Raw genomic sequence first — 23,939 nt, 5'->3', positions numbered from 1 at the left:
TGAGTCACCCTCAAACACCCGAAAAACCATAAATCGTAAACCTTAAATAGATTTTAACTGCGTATTATTTTCCTCTATTTCAAGCTGTTCGGACCGGTAGAGCAGCAGTTCCGCTTCCGACTGAAAACCGTTCACCCGACTCGCGAGCCGGTACCGATCCGAATCGGACTGCAACGCCAGAATCCGGTGCAATTCTCCAAACCGCGTCGGGTTCAGGACCTTTAAAACGTAAAAGGCGGTTTCGGCAATCAGCTCGTCCGGCGACGTGACGTTGGCCACCAGAATGGCCGTCGGATCGTTTTCGTGCCAGACGAGCAGTTCCCGCAGCGCAACGGCTTTTAACCGGTGCGTTAATTTGTTAAAGTCTTTATTAATAATATCGTGCAGCCGCTCCTCGATCGACAATTGTTGCTGCGGATGGCTGACCGAACTTTTGCGCAGCCGTTCGGCAAAACTAATGTCGGAAAACAGCGGCAAAATACGGTCCTTTACCTCTTCCGGCAAAGCCGTGCCCAGCAATTCGATGAGGTAACTTTTGATTTCGTCGTTTTCCCGCGTGATGAGCTGGCTGATCAGATCAAACCGGTTATCGCCATAAAGCGTAGCCAGGAGGTTGAATACTTTGGGAATGACGATATTTTTTTCCTGCCGCAGCGCATTGATCATCGGAGCGTTTCGCGGAAAACTGTCCAGATCGAGCCGGGCGGCCGTTAGCCACACCAGCAAACCGACCTGCTCGTCGAGCTGGAGCAGAATATGGGGCCGTTCTAAAACCGTTGCCCGGTGATTCAGGTGGTTCAATCCTTCAAAAACCGCATCCCGCACGGCCTGAACGGGGTGGTTGATTCGCGCCCGCAAAAACCGGATGGCCGCTTCACCGCCCATTTCGTTGATGATTCCGACAATATGAACCTGCTGTTTTGTCGACAGAACGGTGTGGGTGAAAAACCGGGACAGGGACGGAATGACGGCGTCGCCAATCGATAACAATGCTGAAGTGGCCGCATCTCGGTATTGTTCATCGAGCAGGTGTTCGAACAGGCGGGGCCATAATTCGGGTTTTCGCAAAGCGCCGGAAGCACTCAAAGCCGCCTTGCGAACGAGCGGATGATCATCATGCAGCAACCTCAGCAGGTGCGTGTAAGCGTAATAACGGCCCGAGTAGCCCAGTTCCGTTGCCGCCAGCGCCCGGTCGTCAGGATTGTCGGATTCGGCCAGCCGCAACATGCTGGAGAATGCCTGAGCCGAGCTGAGCGAGCGTTCGGCTGTAGGTCGAACGAGGTTGTGACCAATTACCTTTTTGTAGGCCAAAGTAGCCGAGCGGATGACGGCGGCATTGAGCGTCGCCCGGTATTCGGGCTGAATCCGAAACGAAACCACCGTCCAGAAAATCAAAACCGCCAGAAACAGGTAACTCAAATGCACGAGCGTAATGAAACTAAAACTGGTCAAAATCAGGAGAATAATACCCGGAAGAATACTTCCAATGGCTTTCGGCCCGCCTTCGATCCGGCTTTGGATCAAGGTTCGTTCGGCCGCCGGAATGGGTTGAAAAAGGACCTGAAAAGCCGGTTCGCTGATCGACCGTCGAACCGAACTCAGAAAAAAGCGGCTTAGCGCAATCAAAGCAAAAAAGAATGAAGTGGTTCCGTACACCGTTCCATAGACGGCGCCCAGACTGTAACTAACCAGTAAAGCGACCGGCAACATCACGATACCCGCCCGGATGGAGTATGCACTCAGCAGCCGATTATACAAAAACGACTTAACAAACAGTTCAATAACCGCACAAATACCAAAAAATATTCCCAGAAAACCGGCCAGCAATTCCTTGTTGGGAAACACCTCTTTCGACTGAATCGTAAACATGAACTCGACGTAAATCAGCCCGAAAACCGTCAGTAACGCCAGGGTCGACAGCAGCGACTCGTACGATTTACTGACCATCGCGACGGTTTCGGCCACCGGTTTTTCGGCTGCTTTTTCCGGCAATTCGGTCGTTAGCTGCGGCTGAAAGCGCTTGTAAATGTACGTCATCAGCAGCACACACAACACCAGCAGCACCAACGCCATATCCAGCAAATCGTCAGTAGAAACGAAAGTCAGCAGCAAAGGCACCGAGAAATAGCTCAGCATGGAGGCAATCACGTCGCCGGTACTGATGAAACTGAGGAGCCGCTTGGTTTGCCCAAAGTTGAAAACCCGCCCGGCGGTGGCCCAAAACGTGATGCCATGGATGAACACAAACACCCGGTTCCAGAGGTAGAGAGCAAAATAAACCCACTTGTTTTGAAAACTGGCCGAAGCCACCAGCAGTCCGGCCACCGACAGCAGCATGAAAGCCAGCAAATAGCCATTTACCCGCAGAAAAGACGCTTTTCTGCGTAAATATTGGACGGCCAGACCCAAAACGTATACGAGAGAACCGCTGGCGATAAACGCAATCGGTAACTGCGTCCGTTCAAAATTAATGAGGAATAAGGAGGTGGTACTGGCGAAGAACAGGGCGACCGCTCCTCCCATCAGCAGGGAGTAAACAACGAACAGCAACACGGTTTTGCCTTCGCCCGTCTGCAGATTGAGAAATCTATAGATTGAGTCCCGCCGGAACATCTGCCAATTGTTTTTTGAGGTCGTACTGCATAAAATACAGCGGCCAGTCGGGGCGTTCGGGCGCATTTCGCAGTTCGCAGGCCGTCGAAAAACCGAGTTTCGTCAGGGCTCTGATCCGGAAATTCAGCTGGGTCGATGCCACAATCACGTCGACGTTTTTCTTTTCGGCCATTCGGATGCGCGCCCGGTCAAGCTGTTCGGCAAAACCGTTCCCGCGAAACTGCGGGTCGATCACCATCCGGCTAAACGAGGCAACCCGCTGATTTTCAAACCGGAACCGAGCTTCGTCTTTCGGCAAAAGAGACGCATATGGCGCGGAGTCAATGGTTTCGTGGATATTCATCCGGGCCGCAGCCACCACGACATTGTTCCGGGTAATGATCCAGTGAAACGCCGTCTCGTCCAGGGCTTCGATCCAGACCCGGCGGGAAAAGAAAACCGGATCGGCCCCCGGCTCGTTGATCCAGGCGCGAACCCGCAGCACCCCAATTTCATCCATCCGGTTCGGATACATTACTTTTTCCAGCCGATACGTTTCAGTAATTATTGATTCCATGACACAGGGGTCGATTCTTTCGGTTTAAGGGTGTAAAAAACCGCCAGCGAAAACGTCCGGCGATCCATCAGGAAACGGGAAGCGTAGGTATTGTTATCAGCCTCCCGGATTCCCGGAACGAAATATTCCTTGTCGAGCAAATTGTTTGCCGATAATTGTATCGATAAGCCATTCAGCAGGTTATGATACGTTAGGTTCGATTTCAGGACCAGAAACGGATCGAAACGCTGGGCGGGATTGTTGCTGCCCGCCGTTCCCGCACCGGTTTTTCGGGCGCTCACGTAATTGCCCGCCAGATAAAAATTCAGCCGGGGCGTAATCTGGTAATCGGCTCCGGCATTGGTCATGAAATCCGCAATATCGCTGATTCGTAACCCGGCATCTTCATCGAACGGGTTGGTGTAGGTGAAATTCCACCAGACGTTCAGCCGGTTGGAACGGTAATTGCCTTCACCCTGTAACCCCCAGATCCGCCGTTTGCCGATTCCCTGAAACTGCTGCGTACTCGTGCCGTTTTCAAGCACTACCTGAGCGGTTCCGACGGCATTGCTGTAATGGGCGTAATAGCCCACAACGTTGAACGATACCTGTTTGGTAGCCTGGAGGTAGGCACTCATTTCCATGTTCTTCACCCGCTCGGGCAATAAATTCGGGTTCGGCAGTCGGCGGGTGGTGGTGGTGCCGTATTTCTGCAAAAACGAGGCATCCTTGAACGCTTCGGCGTAAATCGCCTTGAAAATCGTTTTGCCCCGGTTAAAAATGGCCGCCAGCCGGGGGTTTGCCACCGTGCCGTAACCGCCATTGGTCCGAATCCGGTTATTATCGACCCGCAAACCGGCCACCAGTTTCAGGTCCTTGAGCGGTCGGTAGTTGACCTGCGAATACACTCCAATGTCGTTGGCTTTGAAATTATTCCCACCGGCCAGCCCCGTCGCGGTGGCAACAGCCCCGGTTTCGTCGGCAAAATCCTGAATGGATGTAATGTAGTTGCCCTGAATCAAACCGCTCCGAAGCTCAATTCCCCCACTGATATCGAGGTTATACAGCGGACTCCAGAACAGCCGAAGTTCGTTCCGGAACTGGGTCGATACGCGGTATTGGTAAGTTGCCGTCGCCTTGGGAATTGAATCCTTTTCCAGTTCCAGAAAACCGAGTTTGCCATTGTAATAGCCGTTGTAAGTCACCAAACTGGTGCTGCCGTTGATTTCGTGAAACAGGTACGAGGAGATATTCAGAATCTGGAATTTATCCGTAAACACCTTGCTGTACGTAATCGAAAAAGCGCGGTCCTGGGTAACCCAGCGGGGGTTTTTCTCCGTCGAAATGGCCGAACGGTTGGAATACCAGGGCGTGGCGCCGTCGTCGGTTTTCCAGTTCAGAAACGAAATGGTCAGGTCTTTAAACTCCAGTTTCCCCCGGAAATACCAATCGCGTTTGGTATTGCTGAAATGGACCGGATTGCCGTTGAAGGTGTTCCCGAAAAGGCGGTTATCCAGACCGGCCGCGCGCTGGGCTCCTTCCGGCGTCAGCCGCAAAGCGGTCGCCTTGCCATCCGGCGCGTAATCGACCTTATACGATTTGCTGTTCGGATACAGTTTAGTCAGGTTGGTTCGCTGAAGGTAAGTTTGCGCCCGGTAATTGCCGTTGGCGTCCGTGCCGACCTGGTCAAACTGGCCGGTGTAATCGGCCGCCGTCCGGGCGTCGTAATTCCATTCGGGATAGCGCGAAAGATCGTATTCATTGGCGTGAAACACACGACCCGTAATCGACAGGGCCACGTCGGCGTTTTTGGCCGTCAACACCCCGTCGATGTAGTTCCGGTTCAGCGTTCCGGTTCGGGCGTGTCCGTTAAAGGCAACTTGTTTGGCTGGCCCCGGCAGATTCCGGAAGCTCTTGGTAATGATGTTGATAACCCCCATGAAAGCGTTGGCACCGTACAGCGTCGATGCCGGGCCGTAGATCACCTCGACCCGCTCGATGTCGGACAAAGGGTACTGCGGAGCAATCAAAACCGTGTTCGAAACCAGGTCATTTTCCTCGACACCATCGATCAGAATCAGCGTCCGGTCATTGGAGGTCGACCGATAACCGCGCTGGTAAAAATTCGAATACCCGACCCCATTGCCCCGAATGACGTCAAAACCGGGTATGTCATGCAGCACTTCTTCCAGCGTTTTGTAGCCCCGCTGCGCAAAATCCTTGCTATTCAAAACCGCCACCGTGGCCGGAACGTACAACAGATTTTCCGCTTTTTTGGAAACGGACGTTACCTGCAAAATCTGTTCTTTTGATTCCCGAACCTGCTGAAAAAGCGTTTTATAGCGGGGCGAAGCGGAAAAGTCGGGTTCAAATTTCGGGTTCAGGGTTAACAACTGACTGATCGATCGGGCGCTTTGGGGAATGGAATCAATAGCCAGATACGTCATCGACAGAATTTTGTAAGCCTGAACGCGGGCAAATTCGCTAAACCCTTTGTCGACGCAAGGCATCAGCAGCGCAAACACATCGTCGAAATTTCCGGTCGCGTAGCGCTTTTCTGCTTCCGGAATAACCGCCGACTCATCGCAGTTCCCCTGCGCCAGCGTCGGCAGTCGACTCAGCAGTAAAAGGCTCATTACCAGACCAAAAAGGTAAAGTTTATTCATATAAAGTCAGTCAGGCTTCGTTTTTTCGTACGGAATGTCTTTCCCGATGTACTTATTCCATTCCTCGTTGGTGAGATTTCGCTTCACTTTCCGCGTCAGTTCGGCATACAACTCGGCCGGGTCGATGTTCCGGATTCGAACCGTTCGGTCGGCACCACAGGCAATCAACCGTTTGCTGTCGTTCGTAAACCGGATGGCCATTACCCAGGAGTCAAAATCGTTGATCACGATGGGTTGCTGCTGCTTACTCAGGTTGTCGTAATCCCAGATGTGAATGGTCCAGTCGGCACTGCTGCTGGCGACGAGTTTGCCGTTTGGCGAAAAAACTATATCGCTCACGGTGGACGTGTGCCGCCCCGACAACAAACTACCCACGAATTCGAATTCGTTGTTGGCAACTTTCCAGGCATACAGCAAACCGGTGGAGGTTCCGGTAATCAGCTGCGTTCCGTCCAGACTGAACGCCAGGGCCGTCACCCGGTTTCCGAATTGCCGACGCTTGATCACCTCCGGTTTTTTGGTCAGGTCAGCCAGGTCAAAACTCAGAATCTGGCCGTTGTTGGAGCCGCAAAACAGCCGTTTCCCGTCGCGGCTGGCCTGAGCGCAGTAAATCGGAAAATTGGAATGGGTATTCTGCAACGAATCGAGCCGGTTGGCTACCGGTTTCCAGCTTCGAACCTGTCCGTCCGCGCTGACGGACACCAGCCGCGCAAAATCATCCACCGGCAACAAGGCCAGAATCGGAACAGAATGCCCTTTGATCGAAGTCGGAATGGCGTCCGTTCGCTGCGTACTCCAGCCGTATAGCCAGCCACTTTCCCCACCCCCAAACACGGTTTTTCCATCGTTCGAGAACAATACCGTCCGAACGCCGTTGGCACTGCGCCGGGGCGTTTTCAGCGATTGGGGCGCTTCGTTGAGGTTGTTGGCCGCCCACAGTTTAATCGTTCCATCGTCGCTTCCCGTGGCCAGCAACTGACTGCCCGAACCGGGTTGTACGGCCACCGTTCGCACCATATCGGAATGACGGCGCAACACGGTATTGGCATCGGCGGCTTTGGATAAGGCATTGAAAATGTCCGGGTTATCGTTCAGTCCGCCATTTTTCAAATTCAGGTTGTAGGCTTCCAGCGCCAGCAACGCCTGCAAATCATCCTGGGCGTTTTCGTTGAGCTGGTACGACTGAACCGCCAGCGTTCGGGCCACCGCTTTTCCGCGTTGCTGCTCAGCGAATTGCTGCGCCGTTTGCGCCACCGCCCGCTGCGACTCGGCTTCCTTCTGCGCACCTTCGGCCCGGCTTTTCTGCTGTTCCGCGTCTTTGCGGGCCCCATCGGCCTGTTGCCGCTGCCGCTGGGCGTCATTTCGGGCCTCTTCCGCCCGCTGGGTTTGCGCCACGGCCAACCCACGAGCGGTTTCAGCTTCCTGCCGTTTCAGTTCAATTGTCTGCTGCCCCCGAACGGCGATGACCCGCTGCTCCTCCGTCAATCGCTTTTGCTGTTCGGCAATGATGCCCTGCTGCTCGGCAATTTTCTTCTGCGTGATGGCTTCCCGGGTCTGGCTTTCGGCGCGGTTTCGTTCAAAAAGTGCAATTTTTTTCTCGGCAATGGCGGTTTCTTCGCTTTGCAGCGCTTCCGTCCGTAAGACCGCCGAAACGATCAGGAAAAACAGCGAAATCAGTGAACCAGCTCCCAGAAAAGCAGCAAAAAACCGGGCGCGCCGGAGTTCTTTTTTCTGCCTTTCTTCCTTGTTCTGGACCTCAAACTCATACTGATTCCGGCTGTATTCCAGGAAGTTAATTGAACGTTCGAGGTAAGGGTCGTAGCGGTTTGCCCAGGCCGGTGTCGGGCGGTTTTCGGCCAGCCATTTCAGACCAATCTGCAATTCGGGATTCACCCACAAGCCGGTTTTTCCTTCGTGGTACAACGTGGCCGAGTTGCTGACCTGCAAGTAGAATTTGGCCGAATCGGTTTCTTCCTTGACCCAGGTTTGCAGCCGTTCCCACAACGTCATGAGTCGTTCGTGGCTGATGTCGATGATGAGATTCGGGTCAGCGTGGACGGTTATCGAAGGCGTCAGGAAAGCGACATCACGCTCCCGAAACCGGTTCAGCACATCGATCAGCAGGTATTCAATGACACCGGACACCTCACTAATCGTGCTGATGGGAATGGGCCGAATGATGCTCGTATTACCCTCGCCCAACACAATCAGCGCTTTGAAAAGCTTTTCGGTTGCCAACTGACTTTTTTCATCCGGTAAATCACCGAAGACTTCTTCCGCGTGGACGGTAATAGCCTTCCGCATCGTACCAATAGCTTCATAATCAGGCAGATCGATCAAACTATCGATTTTTCGGTTCAATTGCCAGTAATTCCATGTCCGCATGAGGGCGTGTTGCAGAATCGGCAGTTGATCGGCTTTGTTGCCAATATCCTGGAGCAGTCGGGTTGTCAGTTCATCGGAAATGCCAGCGCCCATCACCTGAATCGGGGTGACAATCGCCCGCCGGATTTCTTCCCGGTTCATTTTGGGCAACAGGTAGTAGCCATTGTTGATGGCTTCCGTAAGTCCCTCATAATCCGTACAATCGTCCAGATAATCCGAGCGCATCGTCAGCACGACGTACACGGATTCGTCCGGCTTCCGGCTCATTTCCAGAATTAGATTGATGAACAGGGCAACTTCCTCGTACCCGTCCTCGGTCGACAGGTAGCGAAAAACATCTTCAAACTGATCAATCACAATCAGGAAATTGGCGCTTTCGCTCCACTCCAGAATCGTTGCGGGTTCCGTGCGAAGCAATTTCTCAATCGTTTCGGCCGAAAACCGGTCGGAGAACGAGCGGTTTTGCCGCCCAAAGGTCTGGTGCAGCGCCTGAGAGAAGTTCCGGATCGGCGTTGCTTCGGGGCTAAAGGAAACGACCTGCCAGGCGTTGAAAGTAGCGGAGGCAACGTTGTGGGTCAGTAAGTGTGGAACGAGCCCGGCCTTGACCAGCGAGGATTTACCGCTTCCGGACGAGCCCACAATGGCTAAAAAGTGTGCATCAGCAAGCCGTTCTTTCAAGTCGTGAATCTGGTTTTCACGCCCAAAGAACAGAGGAGAATCTTCCGGCTCGAAACTTCGTAAGCCCGGAAACGGGTTTGCAAAGGCAACTTTCGTATACGTTTCAGTCATTCCCAGTCACTTACGGACTTCCGACAGCCCGCTCTAATTACGATTCGGTATTTAAATCTCCGCAGGTTTGCGGTTTTCATTCCCAACCGACCCACCAATCCGGTGTTTACCCAATACAAAGGTAGCGCAGCCCTATGCATTTGAGTATCAATTCTGTTCCAAAAACTATCACGCTTGTTCCAAAAGAGAATTTAGAAAACCAGAAAGACGATTTTAACAGCCGGTTCCTAAAACATTGACTTATTTTATATTTAAAAAATCCTATTTAATTATAAACCTTTTCAGGAAATAGCAATTCAAAACGGTTCTAAAAATGGGCAATCAAATGCGGTTTAAACTTCTTTATATTTTTCGGTATCACTTCTTTCCGGTAGATATTCCGGTTTTGTTGAATTTAACCGACCTAACTTTAAAAAGTAATTGTGCAGACTCAACGTCAAATACTACAAAATATACCATCAAATTTACACCCGGAAGAAATATGTTACTAGAAAAATGTTTGTTTTTACTTACCAAATTGATTAGGCGGTGGAAAACCGCAAAAAATATAAGTAAAAACCGCTACTTTCTAACCTAAATAGTGTGTTAAAAAAGAGGCTAACAACGCTATAATCTATTGATTAACAGAATTTTCGTCAATCCCTTTTGCATCTTTTTGAACAGGGGTTACACAAAAATACGGCTCACTACTGACGATGGCCCAAACCGTAATGGCGATCAGGCACTGTCAGCGTGAGCCGATTTTGCTTTTCTAACTTAAAAACTAGAATTCCCGGATTCGAATTCGACGGTACCAAACCCGGTCGCCGTGATCCTGCAATGCAATGTGGCCACGGGGGAATTTTCCCAGGCTCGTCCAGTTTTTGAACTTGCTGTCGCTGATTCGATGGTCCCATTCCGGCCCGTCCAAAGCGTATTCGACAATCTTCCGGTTGTTCAGGTAATGTTCGGCTTTCCGCTGTTTCACTACAATCCGGGCTTTGTTCCATTGCCCCGCCGGACGACAGGCCAATGAATCCGTGGGCGCATACAGGTCAAACAGCGAACCCGCCGTGCGGTCAGCCCCCTGTTTGGCGTTCGGATGTCGTTCATTGTCAAGTACCTGCATTTCCAGTCCGGTGACATCGGCGGTTTTAAACTCCGGCGCTTCGTTCACGTGGTAAATAATGCCGCTGTTGCCGCCTTCCGAAATTTTCCACTCCAGCTCCAGTTCAAAATCTTCGTATTCGTTGTCGGTCAGCAGGTCGCCTGCACCTTTTTCGGTCAGGACAATGCAGCCGTCCTCCACCTTCCATTTCGGCGACACGTCCGGCTTCAGGTAACTGTGCCAGCCCGCCAGGGATTTTCCGTCGAACAGCGTGATCCACTTTGCTCTTCCCAGGTGCGTCGGTTTGCCGGAGCAATTGATCAATTGGATCAAAATGAGGAATAATCCAATGTTTTTAAAGGTCATTGATCGTTATCATTTTAAAGATGGGAACACGGATTGAACAGACCCGCGTAAATCTGGTAAAATCCGTTCAAACCGTGTTCCACTCCAAATTAAGGATTAACCCGGGTGATGACCAAATTTGGGGCGTTTCCTTTGATCACATCCTCCTCCCGAAACCGGGTGTAGAGAATATCCCTGGCCCCGCTCCGGTCGCGGTCGAAGGTGACGTGAATAGTCCCATCGCGGGTTTGGTCCATATCCGGATACGAAACCTTCTCGCGGCTGTCGAGCAGGAGTTTATGGGGCCAGGTTTTCCCGCCGTCCTCAGACAGAAACGCCGTCATGTTGTTGCGGGTTTTGCTGTTATTCAGGATTAACAACAGTTTACCCGAACGAAGTTTGCCAATGTAAAACCGGCTGGACGTGGTTGGCCCCGTCGCCGTGAAGGGTTCGAGCTTGGTCCAGGATTTGCCAAAATCGCTACTTTTCGAGCTGTAGACACCTCTTTTGGTCCGAACGAGGCAAAGTAGGTCCCCTTTGTCGGAGGTCTGAACAACCTGGTGTTCGTCGAAGGTCCGCATGCTGTCGGGCAAAACCGGGACAAAACCGTGCGGTTCGACGCTATCGATTCGGCGGGCCTTTTTGCTGAAATCGAAGCGGTGAACGAACGTTCCATCGGGGATATAACCGGGTTCCTGCGAATGATCCTTGCCGAGTTGCCAGACAGAAACCGGAAACAGTGCCATGTCCTTTTGCGGAATGTAAACCGGTTTGTTCATCATCACGCCGTATGAAATCAGCCGGGGTTGTTCGTAAACCACCTTCGAACCGTTCCAAGACAATGGCATGGCATTGACACCTTCCTTCAGATCCCAGTGTTTGTTATCCATCGAAACGGCGTAAAACAGCCAGATTTGATCGTTTTTATCGCGCCAGAGCACCGGGTCAAAAAACCGGGTGGTCGAATCTTTCGGGTAAATCACCAACTGATCGTTTTTCCAGGTTTTGCCATTGTCGAGGCTAACGGCGAGCGTGACGTAATTGCCCGGCCCTTCGCCCTTCCCGCCCGTATACCAGACGAGGTAAATCTGTTTGCCATCGGCCGAGGCCGCAATAGACGACACCAGCTCGTGCTGCCGGTTTTTGATGCGCGGATCGTTGACGGGTTGTTCGAGAATAAGGCCCGCCGTGGCCCGACGTGCGTCGGTTTTGGTTAAATCCGTCTGGGCGTGAGCAGCGGTCAGCCCCAGCACTAAAACCGACAAAAGTTTGGTGTAAATGGATCGAAAAGAAAATGCTATCATTCGTTTGAAGAATTCAATGATGAAATTGCGGATTGAATGTTGACCGGTTTTAAGGGCTGTTTAATTTTTCAATTACCCCTTGGCTTTTTGCCCCCAACCCCCTAAAGGGGGCTTAACTTCACCAATTTTAAAAGCCCCCTTCAGGGGGTTGGGGGCGATCTGAGAACGGTTGTAATTTCATTTTTAAACAGCCTCTTAAAGGCCGTTAAATTTTTCAATTGGTGCCCCCACCCCCTAAAGGGGCCTTTTTGTCGGAAGTGTAAGGCCCCCTTTAGGGGGTGGGGGCAAAAAAGCATGGCCTTTAATACCCCGGATTCTGTTCGAGCTTGGCGCTAAAATTGGCGTCGATGGCCGTTTGCGGAATCGGGAAGAACTCGTGGTAATTCTGAATGCTGCTGCGGGTATCTTCGCGCATGTTGTATTTGCGGGTCCGTTCCACCAGCTTGCCCATCCGAATCAGCGTCCGGCGACGCGGTTCTTCGGCAATCAGTTCTCGCGCCCGTTCGTCGAGGATGTAATCAATCGTAACACTGCTGGCAGCTACCGGTTTGGCATTCGCCCGCGCCCGGACCACGTTGATATCCGCTGCCGCTTTAGCTAAGTCTCCCTTCCGAAATTGGGCTTCGGCCCGCAGCAGATAGGTTTCGGCCAACCGGTACACGATGAAATCCGAAAAAGTCCTTCCCGTCGTGTTATTGCCTGATTTGCCGACTTTTCCTTCAATTTTGCGGAGCGTCGGATATAGGTTCTGCATCGTATCGATCCGGGTGGTTTTGGCTTCGACGGGCTTTCTGAAAAAGGCCGACGCGGGATTGGTGTAATACATCGTCCGGCGGATGTTGTAGGGCGAATTCCGCATGTCGTTGGTCCAGTTGCCTTCCCAGAGATTGTACAGAAAATAGGTCGTTGGTCGGGTCAGGCCCACTCCGCGCCCCAGGCTGTCCACGATAATCATCCCGGCTTTTCCTTCCGGATCGCGCAGGTTGATGTACCAAGGCCCCCAGCCGCGCAGGATGTTGTTACCGGCCGTTCCACCCTGTCCGCCGGGCGTCTGATCCTCAAATTGCCAGACATAAATCGACTCCAGATTACCCGAACTCCGGTTTTGATTGCCCAGCTTGAACAGATCCGAATAGGCATCGCCGGGCAGGTCTTTTTCACTCCCGAACCGCGAGGTCATGAGTTTATACAAACCCGAATCGATCACCCGCGAGGCACTGGCAATGGCTTTATCGTGCTCACCCAGGCTCATGTACACCTCCGTCAGCAGGTGATCGGCGGCCGCTTTCACAATCCGGCCTTCCTGGCTTTTATCCACGGTTGCAGGTAGCCACTGCGAAGCAAACTCCAGATCCGCCCGGGCCGCTTCGTAGACCTGCTTCCGGGTGTTGCGGACAAAATCCGTCTTGGGACCGGTGTAAATCGTGTCCACAATTGGCACCCCGCCGTAGAGATTCGCCAGCGCGTTGTGCGTGTAGGCCCGAAAAAACCGGGCTTCGGCAAGGATGGCATTTTTCTCGGCTTCACTGGTCCAGATGCCCTTCAGTTCCGGTTTGTTGGCGTAAACGATGATCGTATTGGCCCGCACCAGCATCAGTTTGTAGGCCCACATCCAGTATTTGGTCACCGTATTGGCTGCGGGCGTCAGGTAGGTAACGTAGTTCCGAAACGGTCGGGCGTCTTCCTGGCCAGTGGTGGCAATGTCGGTACCGCTGTGCAACGTAAAATAATAGTCGTGATTGTCTTCATACGACAGTTCCTCGCGGGCGGCCTGGTGCAGTGCCGTAATGTAGTTATCAAAACCGGCCTTGGTCGTCAGGACAACGTCCGAACTGAGTGAGGCCAGCGGTTTTTCATCGAGAAAATTATCCTTGCAGGCCACCAGCCAGAGACTCAGGATCAGCAAACTTCCCAGGCCGAAAACCGCCCGGAAATAACGCGTGACGATTCGTTTCATCTTCGTATTCATGTTGGAAGGGTCAGGAAGGTTAAAAACCGGCATTAATGCCTAAGGTGATCGAGCGTGACGTCGGGTAAAAATCACCCGGACTGGTGTAGCCGCTTTCCGGATCGGGGCCAATCCACTTGGTAAAGGTGTGGAGGTTTTTGCCGCTCAGGAAAACCCGCAAATTCGACAGTTTAGCTTTGTTAGTCAGCGTTTTAGGCAAATCGTACGTCAGGGCGATGTCCTGAATCCGGACAAAATTCCGGCTGTAATAATACCCATGTCCGTACGGATTGGGATAAACGATGGACGGTCGCGTGTTCGATTTGTTGGCAGCGGTCCACCATCCGGCGTCGATCATGTTCAGCGGGCGGTGCGGGTAATTGCCTCCCGAAACACTGTAATCCACGGAGTTGAAGCTCGAAATCCAGCCCTGCATGGCGTTCAGAAAAACCGAGAGCGAGAGATTGCCGTAGCGAAATGTATTTGTAATGCCCCAGCGGTATTTCGGCTGCCCGGTTTGCCCGATGATAGTCCGGTCGCTGGCGTCAATTTTCTTGTCGCCGTTCAAATCTTTCAGGCGCACAAAACCGGGTTTATAGCCCGTCGGCAATTCGTCGCCTTCCTGGTAAATTCCGTCAAACACGTAATCGTAAGCCACGTTAACTGGTTGTCCGATAAACCAGCGGTTTCCCAGGTCGTCGTCCTCCTTGCCGTCGCCGTTGGTATCGGATTGATACAGGTGCACAATCTTGTTTTTGTTGGTCGAAAAAACCAGGTCGGTGCTCCATTCAAACTTTCCCTTCCGAAGGTTAACCGAATTGAGCGTCAGCTCCAGCCCTTTGTTGCTGGTGGCACCCAGGTTGGTCCAGACAAAATCGTAGCCGGTCATGGTGGGCAACGAACGCCGGACGAGCAGGTTGCGGGTGTTCATTTTGTAAAGTTCGAGGGTGCCGCCCAACCGCCCGCGAAACAGGTTGAAATCCACGGCTGCGTTTCCGGTATAGGTCGTCTCCCATTTCAGGTTCGCATTCGCCATATTCGAGGGATAAATGCCCAGGGAAGACGAGCCGCCATCGCCGTAAACGTAGCGAGTGGTGGTGGACAAACTCAGCGACTGGTAGGCATTAATCGCCTGATTGCCAACGGCTCCGTACGAAAGCCGCAGTTTCAGCATATCGATAAAGGGCAGTTTTTTCAGAAATGGCTCATCGGATACAATCCAGGCCAGTGAGCCCGACGGAAAAACCGCGTACTTGTTGTTGGCCGCAAAAACCGAACTGCCGTCGCGCCGGGCCGTCAGCGTCAGGAGGTATTTGTTTTTAAACCGGTAGTTCAGCCGGGCCATCGACGAAACCCCGTCAGCGGCACTCGCGGTCGAGGTGTTGGTCAGCAGATCGCCCAGACCGAGGTCGTTCCAGCCAATGGCGTCCGACGAAAGCCGGGTCGAGTTGGCGGTGGTCGATTCGAAACCGAGGTGATTCCGGCCGTAGAGCAGCGTCACGTCGAACGCGTGATCCTGATTGATCTGGCGGTTATAGGTCAGAATATTTTCCAGCACCCAGTCGAAATCTTCGCGGTTAAACTTGCTGGCACTGGTGTTGTTGGTGGCCAGCATGTGGCGATCCTGCCGGACAAAATTATAGTTGTGCTGCCAGCGGTAATTAGGCGAATAGTTCAGCCGGTACGAAAGTCCTTCCAGAAAAGGCGCGTTCAGGAGTGCGTAGAAATTGGTAAACAGGTTGTTATAAATTTCCTCGTTTTTGGTCAGTAACGCCATGCGGGTCGGAGTCAGCGGAATCTGGTCTTCGGCAATCACGTACCAGGTCGGCTCTCCGTCGTCGTAATACCAGGTGCCGTAGGGAGTCGAGTAATAAGCCGCCGACAAATCCGCTTCTTTCCCGGACAGATCGCGCCGGATGTAGGTCGAATTCAGGCCGACGGTCAGCCACTTGGTTACCTGGTTTTCAATGTTGGCCCGCAACGAAAGCCGCTTCTGGTTGTCGTTAAAAATCAGGCCCTGCTCGTTGGCCATCGACGCCGAGAGGTAATAATTGGTCAGGCTGGTGCGCCCCGACAGGCTCAAATCGTAGGAACTGATGCGCCCCTGCTGCGACACACCTTTCCACGGATCGACAATCCGGCCCGCCTTGTAATTGACCAGTTCGGAGGTCGTCAGGTAATCGGTGATTTTGGCCGGGTCGGCTTCCAGGCCATTCTGCGTCCGAACGTCCAGCGTTTTTTGTAAATAGCGATCGGGCGTCAGGAGGTTGACTTTGTAACTCCAGTCCGACAACCCGTAAAAGGCATTCACGCGAATAGTCGGTTTTTCCGTATTGCCCTTTTTGGACGTAATCAGAATGACGCCATTGGCCGCCCGAGCCCCGTAAATGGCCGCTGAACTGGCATCTTTCAAAACTTCCATCGACTCGATGTCGTTGGGATTCAGGTCGGCCAGACTGCCGTTGAAGAAAATCCCATCCACCACGATCAGCGGATTGTTGCCCCCACTCAGCGACCGGGGACCACGGATCAGGATGTTGCCGTTCTGGCCCGGTCGGCCATTATCCGTAAACTGGACCCCGGCCACCCGCCCCCGCAACGACTGCGTCACGTTGGTATTTGGCAGGTTCTCGGTTTGCTTCATGTCGACCTTTGTGACCGACCCGGTAACATTTCGCCGGGATTGCGTACCGTAGCCCACCACCACTACTTCTTCCAGCGCCTTCGTATCGACCAGTAACGTAATGGTGACGGAAGTCCGGTTTCCGACCACCACTTCCTGCGGCAAATACCCCACAAAGGAAAAAATCAGGGCGGCATTTTGATCGGGCACGGCCAGGTTAAATTTGCCGTCGGCGCCCGTGGTGGTGCCACGCGTGGTGCCCTTCAACACGATGCTGACACCGGGCAAAGTCCCCCCGGCCTCGTCCTTAACAGTTCCTTCAATCGTTCGTTCGGCGGCTTCCATAGACGGCGGGCTGCCCGTCGATTCGTCAGAAGTGGGTGAAACTGGCACCTGCAAACTCAGCACAATCTGCGTACCCACCACCCGGTAATTGATGTTGAACGGTTTCAGCACCGATTCCAGCACCTCGCGGACCGACTGGTTGCGGGTTCGAACACTGGCCCGACGGTCGGCCTGAATGGCTTTCGGGCTGTACATGAATTTCACCTCGGCTTCACTTTCGATTTTGGCCAGAATGGTTTTCAGCGATTTATCTTCCAGCCGGATTGAAATGCGTTTTTCCAGCAAATCCTGCGCGGGCGAATCAATGGCGTAGGCCAGACTCACGCACAAAACCGCCAGCAGCAATTGGGTAAAGCTTATTCTCATGATTCTCAGGAACAGATCATGCGGTTGTAAGGGTTTTTCCATACATTTGGAATGCTTAACAAGCTGTTTTTGAACAATTTTAGAAAGGTTGGGCAAAAGCAATCCCGTTCACCTGAAGTCAGGCGGTTCGCAGCCGTTTCGGGATAACCAGGTCAGCAGCGTTCGCAGCACTGCTGGCCTTTTTTGTGAAGCGAAAACTTAGTAGGATTTGGTCATAGGCGAATGGTTTAGTAGTAATAAGCCGCTCATTTACAACCTTTTCCGTAAATCACAACCTGCCCATCGACGATCTCATAGCGGGCCTGGATTGTTTCGCAGACCAGGGTCAGTTTTTCGTAGAAGGTGCCACTCGTCAGCGCACCGGTCAGGTTGCAGTCTTTCAGCAAATCCGGATCAAAAACCATCTTCACGCCGTAGGCTTTTTCGAGCGCTCCAAACACCTGCGGAATCGGCGTTTCCGTAAAATCGAACGATTGAAGCGCCGGAAGTTTGCTGACGATCACCGGTTTTTCAACCAGCGTTTTCACCAGCCGCTCGTCGGCTTTCACAAAAACCGCCTGCTGATTGGGCGTCAGAATAATTTCGTCGGACAGCGATGCGCGGCTTTCCGGCTGGTCTTTTTGTTTAAAAACCGTCACCTTCCCCGTCCGAACCGCCACCGAAACATTGGCGTCAGTGTCGTAGGCTTTGATCCGGAAACTGGTTCCGAGCACTTTGGTGACGACATTTCCGGTATACACCAGAAACGGCTTTTCCGGATTTTTGGCTACTTCAAAAAACGCTTCGCCCGCCAGTTGAACCTCCCGTTTGGTGTCGCCAAAACCGGCGAGAATGCGCAGCCGACTGGCCGGTTCCAACACCACCGTACTGCCATCAGCCAGCCGAACCGTTTTGGGAACAGTCGACGAATTGAATTCCTCCCGTGGCTGGTCGCTAGCTCGCTGAACCAACGAAGTTTGGGAAATGGCTGCTTCTTCGCGATTGAGCCAAAAAGCGTAACCCAGTCCCGAAATCAGCAAAATGGTCGCAGCGATTTGCAACCAGCGCAACCGATAAAAGGGTATGTGGCGTGAAATCTCGGTTTTCGCCAGAATTTGCTGAATGGCCGACTCGGTTTCCTGCGGATCAAACGTCGGTGACTCAATTCTCAGGGCAATCACCAGCGTTTTGGCCTGTTCGAGCACCTCGTACTGTTCGGGATGCGTGGCCTGCCAGGTGGTCCAGAAGCGGTCGTCGGGCGGGAGTTCCCCCAGCGCCCATTTCCGGAAATACGGGTCCTGCACAAAGTCATCCGGCTGATACTGTGAATAGTTTTTCATGGGAGTAACGTTGAGACAAGCGCCAGGAACAGCGTGAGAAACCAGTTTTTCCGCAGAAGCTTAAGCGATTCATAGACCAGATTAACCGCCGAATGGTAATTGATTCCCATCACCCGGGCAATGTCGTCGTACTCCATTTCCTGAAAAAACCGCAGGTAAATGGCTTCGCGCTGGCGTCGGGTCAGTTTATCCAGATGCACGTGCAGGCGCTTCAAATCCTCGTGCTGGATTTCGTTGTGAATCAGGTACGACTCGATCGTAAACTGCACTTCAAACGCGTACTCGTCCGTTACTTCGTCGGCTTCCCGAAACCAGCGCAACCGGCGCGTTTCCCGCAGCAGTTTCCGGCGCAACGAGGTCAGCAAATACGGTTTCAGCATCCGCACGTCATCCAGTCGTTCGCGCTGGTTCCAGAGTTCGATGAAGAGGTCGTGCAGGCAATCTTTGACAAACTCCCGGTCCCGCTGAAACCGCACCCCGTAATTCAACAGTAGCGGATAATAGCGGTTAAGGAGATTGGCAAATGCCTCCCGATCACCCTGTTTGAAGGCTTGCCAGAGCACATGCTCCTGACCACCGTCGGAGAAAACGGAAGAATCTCCGGATTGCCAGGAAAAAAGGTCAGGTTTGGGCATAGGAACAGATTCATTTCAGGCAACACTCTCCTGCTTCATATTGGTAAGAGGCATGAAATAGGAATTTGTCCTGAAAAAAAATGAAAATATTTCGGAGTAGAGGAAAAAAGTTGTTTCGCAGAGTTAAGCGAAGGTTTTCAGAGTTAAACGGAGAGCATTTTTCTCTGCTAAACTCTGATTTACTCCGCTTAACTCTGCGAAACGTAAGTTATTTCACCGGCCCCGAGATGACGCCAAGGTACCGTCCCATCCAGTATGGCAACAGGAACGAATCTCCGGCGCTGAGTTCGCTCATCCCGTTGTGGCCGGGCCGGTCGAGTTTGAAGAGGTTGCGGTTGTGCTTGAGTTCGGGCCGTTCGTCGGGTGGCAGAACGGAGGTGGTGGTTTGTTCCCGAAAGTTTTCCGGCACAAAATCGAGGTCTTTGCGGTGGCTGTTCATCACGCTCCACTCGATCATGTCCAGCGGAAATTCCTGCAAATGCCAGACGGTTTCGGCCAGATCGAAGTTTTTGGCACCCGTCATCGCGTAACAGAGGTTCCAGAGACCGTTTTTCTCCGGTCGTTCAAACTCCCAATGTTCCTTGATTGTTGCCCCAAATTTAGCTTGCAGTTCCTTGTCGAACGCATACGGATACAGACACCAGTAGGCGAGAAAATACATCTCGTCGTCGGAATGGTTCCACTCTTTCGAAAGCATTTTGGCCCAGTCGCTGGCGTTCGGGGGTGTTTTGCCAATTTCGCCCATCGGTCGCATCAGGTTTTCGAGGTAGCCGTGTTTTTCCATTAACTCGTAGGCTTTCTCCTTATAAATCGGCTTTTTGGTAAAATGGTAAGCCGCCTGCAAAAACGCGATGATGTTGGACGAGTTGATTTTCCGGTCACCCACCATCGTCGGAAAACCGTTGACGTACTCAGGATTCCATTTGGCCCAGAGCGTCGGTTTCCCGTCAAAATCAATCAGATACCAGTTGTTCCTGATGATGTTGGTCATCAGTTTGTCGATCAGGTCAATGGCGCGTTTTCGGGTGTCGCCCTCCGTCAGTTCGGCAATTTGGGTCAGGGCAAAAAACTGGCCGACGGTCTGGTCGCTGCTAGTCGTTCCGCGCCAGTCCCAGTTGGTATCTTTGGCGTGGGTCCAGCCGTTGGTCAACCCGCCGTCCCATTTTTCCGGCTTAAACTTGAAGTAACCTTTTCGCTCAAATCCGCGGGCAAAATAGCCGGGCATGCTGGTGATCGTGAAAAGCCGCTCCATCGCTTCGAATGATTCCATCCAGTTCTGCAACGCTTCCGGATCGCCGGTTACTTTATGCCGATACAATTGACTGACCAAATACATGGCCGTCCAGAGATTGTCGCTGTCGCGCTGACCCATTTCAAAGGTGGACAAATCGCCGTGTTGCAGCGTCGACACATCGCAGTTAAAACCATAGCGAATGTGCCGCTGGCGAACCTGTTTTTCATATACTAAGGCTTTATCGTGCAGCGTCATTTCCCGGAACCGGACTTCGCCCAGGCCTTTACTGGTTAGAATCAATACGGTTTTCCCTTCACCTTCCGAAATATGAATAATCCGGTTTCCCGGCACCCAGCGTTCACCATAATAATAATTGAACTTTCCATCCGGACGGAGCATGAAAGCTCCCAGATTGGATCCAAACCAGACGTTGCCATGAACGTACGCAATGGTGGTCAGGTCCGTAACCGGAAGCTTTTTCTGAATGCTTCCGACGGTCTTGTTCTGAGTCGGGTCAAAAACCAGGTAGCCATCGTGCGTTCCGAGGTAAAGCTGATTTTTCACCAGTTCAAAACACGTCAGGCCCGGCTGACGAAAGGCAGTTTTCAAGCTATTACCAGACAACGAAAGCGAACTAAGTGACTGTTCACCCAGAATCCAGAACTGGTTTTTCGTGGCATCAAACCGAATGTCTTTCACCCGATCACAAGTCAGGTTGCCGGTCCAGATAACGGTAGAATCCTTCAGTAATTTCAACGTATTTCCGTCCGAAACCAGGTACGAAAACCGGTCGGATCCCGGGCAAAAAATGCGGGCTTGCGGCAAACCGTGCCGCGTCAGCAGTTTCCCGGTCCAGGCATTACTGAGTACGGTCTGGTCGTCCAGGTAAACAAACTGGCTCTGGTGAATGCCCAGACTCGCCAGCTTTTTATCCGCCATCGGGCGGTAGGCCCGCACCGGCTCCAGCGTCCCCGGATACTGAAACTGACCACCGCTGGGTTGCAGCAATCCCTTCGACGACAGAATCTGGATGGTTCCATTTCGATCGGCAAACACTTTAGACAAAACCGTCGTGGTGTCTTTCAGGTAATGCTTGACGCTATAGTCCTGAACGTATGAAATATCCTGATAAACTGGTTTTTGCGCGTACAATGTTTCGGCAAAAAGAGTAGCTAGTAAGACGACAAATTTCATGGTAACTGATAAGTTAACAGAGTTATTTCGCAGAGTTAAGAGACTGTCTAAAAATGAAATTATAACTGTTCTCATATCGCCCCCAACCCCCTAAAGGGGGCTTTAATCGGTGGAACAAAGCCCGGCACCGGCCGCCCGGCCTTTAGGGGGTTTGGGGGCAATTTTAATACGGGAAATAATAAAATTTAGACAGCATCTAAGCGGAGAGAAAAGGAGTTAAGCAGAGTTGGATTTTCTCTGCTTAACTCCTTTTCTCTCCGCTTAACTCTGTGAAACAATTTCTTTTTACTTGGCCGCAACCGGCGCTGAGATCACTCCCAGATACCGTCCCATCCAGTAGGGCAACAGCCAGATGTCGCCCGCGCTGTGTTCCGAGCCGCCACTGCGCCCCTGCCGATCCAGGGTAAACATGTTTCCATTGTGCCGTTGAATGGGTCGCTCGTCGGGCGGGAGAACTTCTTTGGTCGTTTGCCGGCGGAAGTTTTCCGGGATCAATTCGATGTCTTTGCGGTGGCTGTTGCGCACCGACCAGTCGATGAGATCGAGCGGATGTTCCTGTAAATACCAGACAGCCTCATTCAGATCGAAGTCTTTCGTACCGGTCAAGGCCGTGAAAATATTCCAGGCTCCCTCCTTCTCGGGACGCTCGGCCTGCCAGTGATCAATGATCTGCTGTTTGTATTTTGTTTTCAGGGTATCGTTAAAAGCATACCGATACAAACCCCAGTAACCAACAAAATACATCTCATCGTCGGAGTGATTCCAGCCGTCTGACATGTGTTTGGCGTGTTCATCCGCATCCGCCGGAGCTTTCCCGATATTCTGCATCGAGCCCATCATGTTGGCCAGATAACCGTGTTTCTGCATCAGCTCAAATGCTTTCTTTTTGTACTTTTCCTTTTTCGTGAAATGATAGGCGGTTTGCAGCATGGCAACAATATTCGACGAATTCAGCTTGCGATCGCCCACGTTCGGTGGAAATGAATTGACATAGGCCGGATTCCACTTGCCCCACTGCGTCGGTTTTCCGTCGAAGTCAATGAGGTACATATCGTGCGTAATGATGTGGCTCATCAGGGTGTCGATGAGCGTAATGGCACGGCTTTTCAGGTTTTTGTCCGGGATAAGTTCGGCCATCGCGCCAAAAGCAAAAATGTGCCCGATGACTTCATCACTGCTTGTCGTCGATTTCCAGTCCCACTCCTTATCTTTGGCGTGTTGCCACCGTTCCGAATCAGAAAGCTCCTTGATGTGACCGCTGCGTTCGAACGACCGGGCCGGAAAACCGGGAACCGGCGTGATAGTGTAAAGCCGCTCCATCGCATCGAGCGACTCCCGGCAGTTTTGCAGCGCTTCGGGATCTTTCGTCACGGCGTACCGGAAAATTTCACCACCCAGGTACATCGAGGTCCACAAACCGTCGTTGTCCGAATCTTCCAGAAAACCGGTCGACAAATTGCCTTTTTCCATACGATCGAGCGTTGAATTGAATCCCACCCGAATGTGTCGACTCCGCACCTGCTGGTCAAAAAAGACGGCTTTGTCGTGCAGCGTCATCTGCTTGAATACAATCTGGCCCAAACCAGCCTGCGTCAGAATCAGCACGGAGTTTTTCGGCCCTTTCGAAATGTTTATCACCACATCCCCGGGCAACCAGCGTTCACCGGCGTAATAATCGAACTTTCCATCCTTGCGCAACGAAAAAGCGCCTTTTGTCGACCCAAACCACAGTTTCCCATCGACTTCGGAAACCGAAGTAATCTCGGTCCAGGGAAGTTTCTGATGAATCGCTCCAACCGGTTTTTTGGTCGCCAGATCGAATTCCAGGTATCCGTCGTTCGTCCCAACAATTGCTTTTTTGCCCTGAGCGGCTAAATCGAAGGCCGTAAAACCGGTTCCGTCCAGCACTTTCGTTAGCTTAGGCGTCGCAACCGAAAGCGAGTTCAACGACTTTTTGCCCAGAATCCAGAACACATTCGCGCCCGGCTGATACCGAACTCCTACCACTTCATCACCCGGCAAACTGCCTTTCCAGACGGTTTTGGAATCTTTCACCAGACTCACCGACGAACCATCCGAAACTAAAAAGGTGAACTCCGGCCCGCCCAAAAAGAATCTGGCGTTCGGCAATTGATGTTCCGAAAAAAGCTTTCCCGCCCAGGCATTACTAAACACAACCTGGTCGCTGAGGTAAACCAGTTGCTGGTTGTATTCGCCCAGCGCCACCAGCTTTTTATCTTTCATAAACCGGTACGTGTTGTCGGGCTGCAAGGTGCCGGGGTAGAGAAACTGGCCGTCGTGCGGGTGCAGGAGTTCTCCTTTCGAAGTCAAAATCTGAATCACGCCGTTGCGATCGACTCCGGCGTGGCGCGGTTCGCCGGTGGATTTGTCCACGTAATATTTGATGCTGTAATCCTGCCAATAGGGTTTATCCTGGTAAACCGGCTGCGTCTGGGCGTAGCAAAAGACTGAACTGAAGGCTAAGAGAATTCCGTAAATTGATGTTCGCATGGGGATTGTAAACCCTGTCAGCGGTTGAAAACCCTGACAG

General features: G+C 52.3%; 12 protein-coding genes. All 12 read right to left on the bottom strand.

Features of this window, described 5'->3' with window-relative positions; genetic code table 11:
• Positions 1-42 precede the first annotated feature (42 nt).
• Positions 43-2,613, bottom strand: coding sequence for a HEAT repeat domain-containing protein (locus GJJ30_RS11960; protein ID WP_170299173.1), 2,571 nt, complete (start codon positions 2,611-2,613; stop codon positions 43-45).
• Positions 2,588-3,169 carry a GNAT family N-acetyltransferase gene (locus GJJ30_RS11955; RefSeq protein ID WP_154175386.1) on the bottom strand — a complete coding sequence of 194 codons (582 nt, stop codon included), beginning with the start codon at positions 3,167-3,169 and terminating at the stop codon, positions 2,588-2,590. Before GJJ30_RS11955 ends, GJJ30_RS11960 begins: the two co-directional genes overlap by 26 nt.
• Positions 3,157-5,814 (bottom strand): TonB-dependent receptor plug domain-containing protein, encoded by a 2,658-nt coding sequence (locus tag GJJ30_RS11950; RefSeq protein WP_154175385.1) that lies wholly within the window; start codon positions 5,812-5,814, stop codon positions 3,157-3,159. The genes GJJ30_RS11955 and GJJ30_RS11950 overlap by 13 nt, the downstream gene beginning before the upstream one ends.
• Positions 5,815-5,820: 6 nt before the next feature.
• Complete coding sequence (locus tag GJJ30_RS11945; protein ID WP_154175384.1) at positions 5,821-8,988, bottom strand: WD40 repeat domain-containing protein; 3,168 nt, start codon at positions 8,986-8,988, stop codon at positions 5,821-5,823.
• Between the two features lie 763 nt (positions 8,989-9,751).
• On the bottom strand, positions 9,752-10,441 hold the full coding sequence (locus tag GJJ30_RS11940) for a 3-keto-disaccharide hydrolase (protein WP_154175383.1): 690 nt from the start codon (positions 10,439-10,441) through the stop codon (positions 9,752-9,754).
• Between the two features lie 89 nt (positions 10,442-10,530).
• The gene (locus GJJ30_RS11935; RefSeq protein WP_154175382.1) at positions 10,531-11,724 is read right to left on the bottom strand and encodes a sialidase family protein; all 1,194 of its coding nucleotides are present in this window, start codon (positions 11,722-11,724) and stop codon (positions 10,531-10,533) included.
• Positions 11,725-12,025: 301 nt separating this feature from the next.
• Positions 12,026-13,681: a RagB/SusD family nutrient uptake outer membrane protein gene (locus GJJ30_RS11930; RefSeq protein WP_154175381.1), complete on the bottom strand. Its 1,656-nt coding sequence runs from the start codon at positions 13,679-13,681 to the stop codon at positions 12,026-12,028.
• Between the two features lie 31 nt (positions 13,682-13,712).
• Positions 13,713-17,006, bottom strand: a complete 3,294-nt coding sequence (locus GJJ30_RS11925; RefSeq protein WP_154175566.1) for a TonB-dependent receptor — start codon at positions 17,004-17,006, stop codon at positions 13,713-13,715.
• 245 nt (positions 17,007-17,251) lie between these two features.
• On the bottom strand, positions 17,252-18,325 hold the full coding sequence (locus GJJ30_RS11920) for a FecR family protein (protein WP_154175380.1): 1,074 nt from the start codon (positions 18,323-18,325) through the stop codon (positions 17,252-17,254).
• Complete coding sequence (locus GJJ30_RS11915) at positions 18,322-18,960, bottom strand: RNA polymerase sigma factor (RefSeq protein WP_154175379.1); 639 nt, start codon at positions 18,958-18,960, stop codon at positions 18,322-18,324. The genes GJJ30_RS11920 and GJJ30_RS11915 overlap by 4 nt, the downstream gene beginning before the upstream one ends.
• Positions 18,961-19,168: 208 nt before the next feature.
• Positions 19,169-21,388: a hypothetical protein gene (locus GJJ30_RS11910; RefSeq protein ID WP_154175378.1), complete on the bottom strand. Its 2,220-nt coding sequence runs from the start codon at positions 21,386-21,388 to the stop codon at positions 19,169-19,171.
• A gap of 285 nt (positions 21,389-21,673) precedes the next feature.
• A complete protein-coding gene (locus GJJ30_RS11905) occupies positions 21,674-23,899 on the bottom strand; it encodes a hypothetical protein (protein ID WP_154175377.1) in 2,226 nt (741 codons plus the stop codon).
• Positions 23,900-23,939: the final 40 nt, after the last annotated feature.

Source organism: Larkinella terrae (genome assembly GCF_009668025.1).
Lineage (GTDB): Bacteria > Bacteroidota > Bacteroidia > Cytophagales > Spirosomataceae > Larkinella > Larkinella terrae.
The sequence above is the reverse complement of the archived record's forward strand: the minus strand, read 5'-3'. Positions and strand labels throughout refer to the sequence as shown.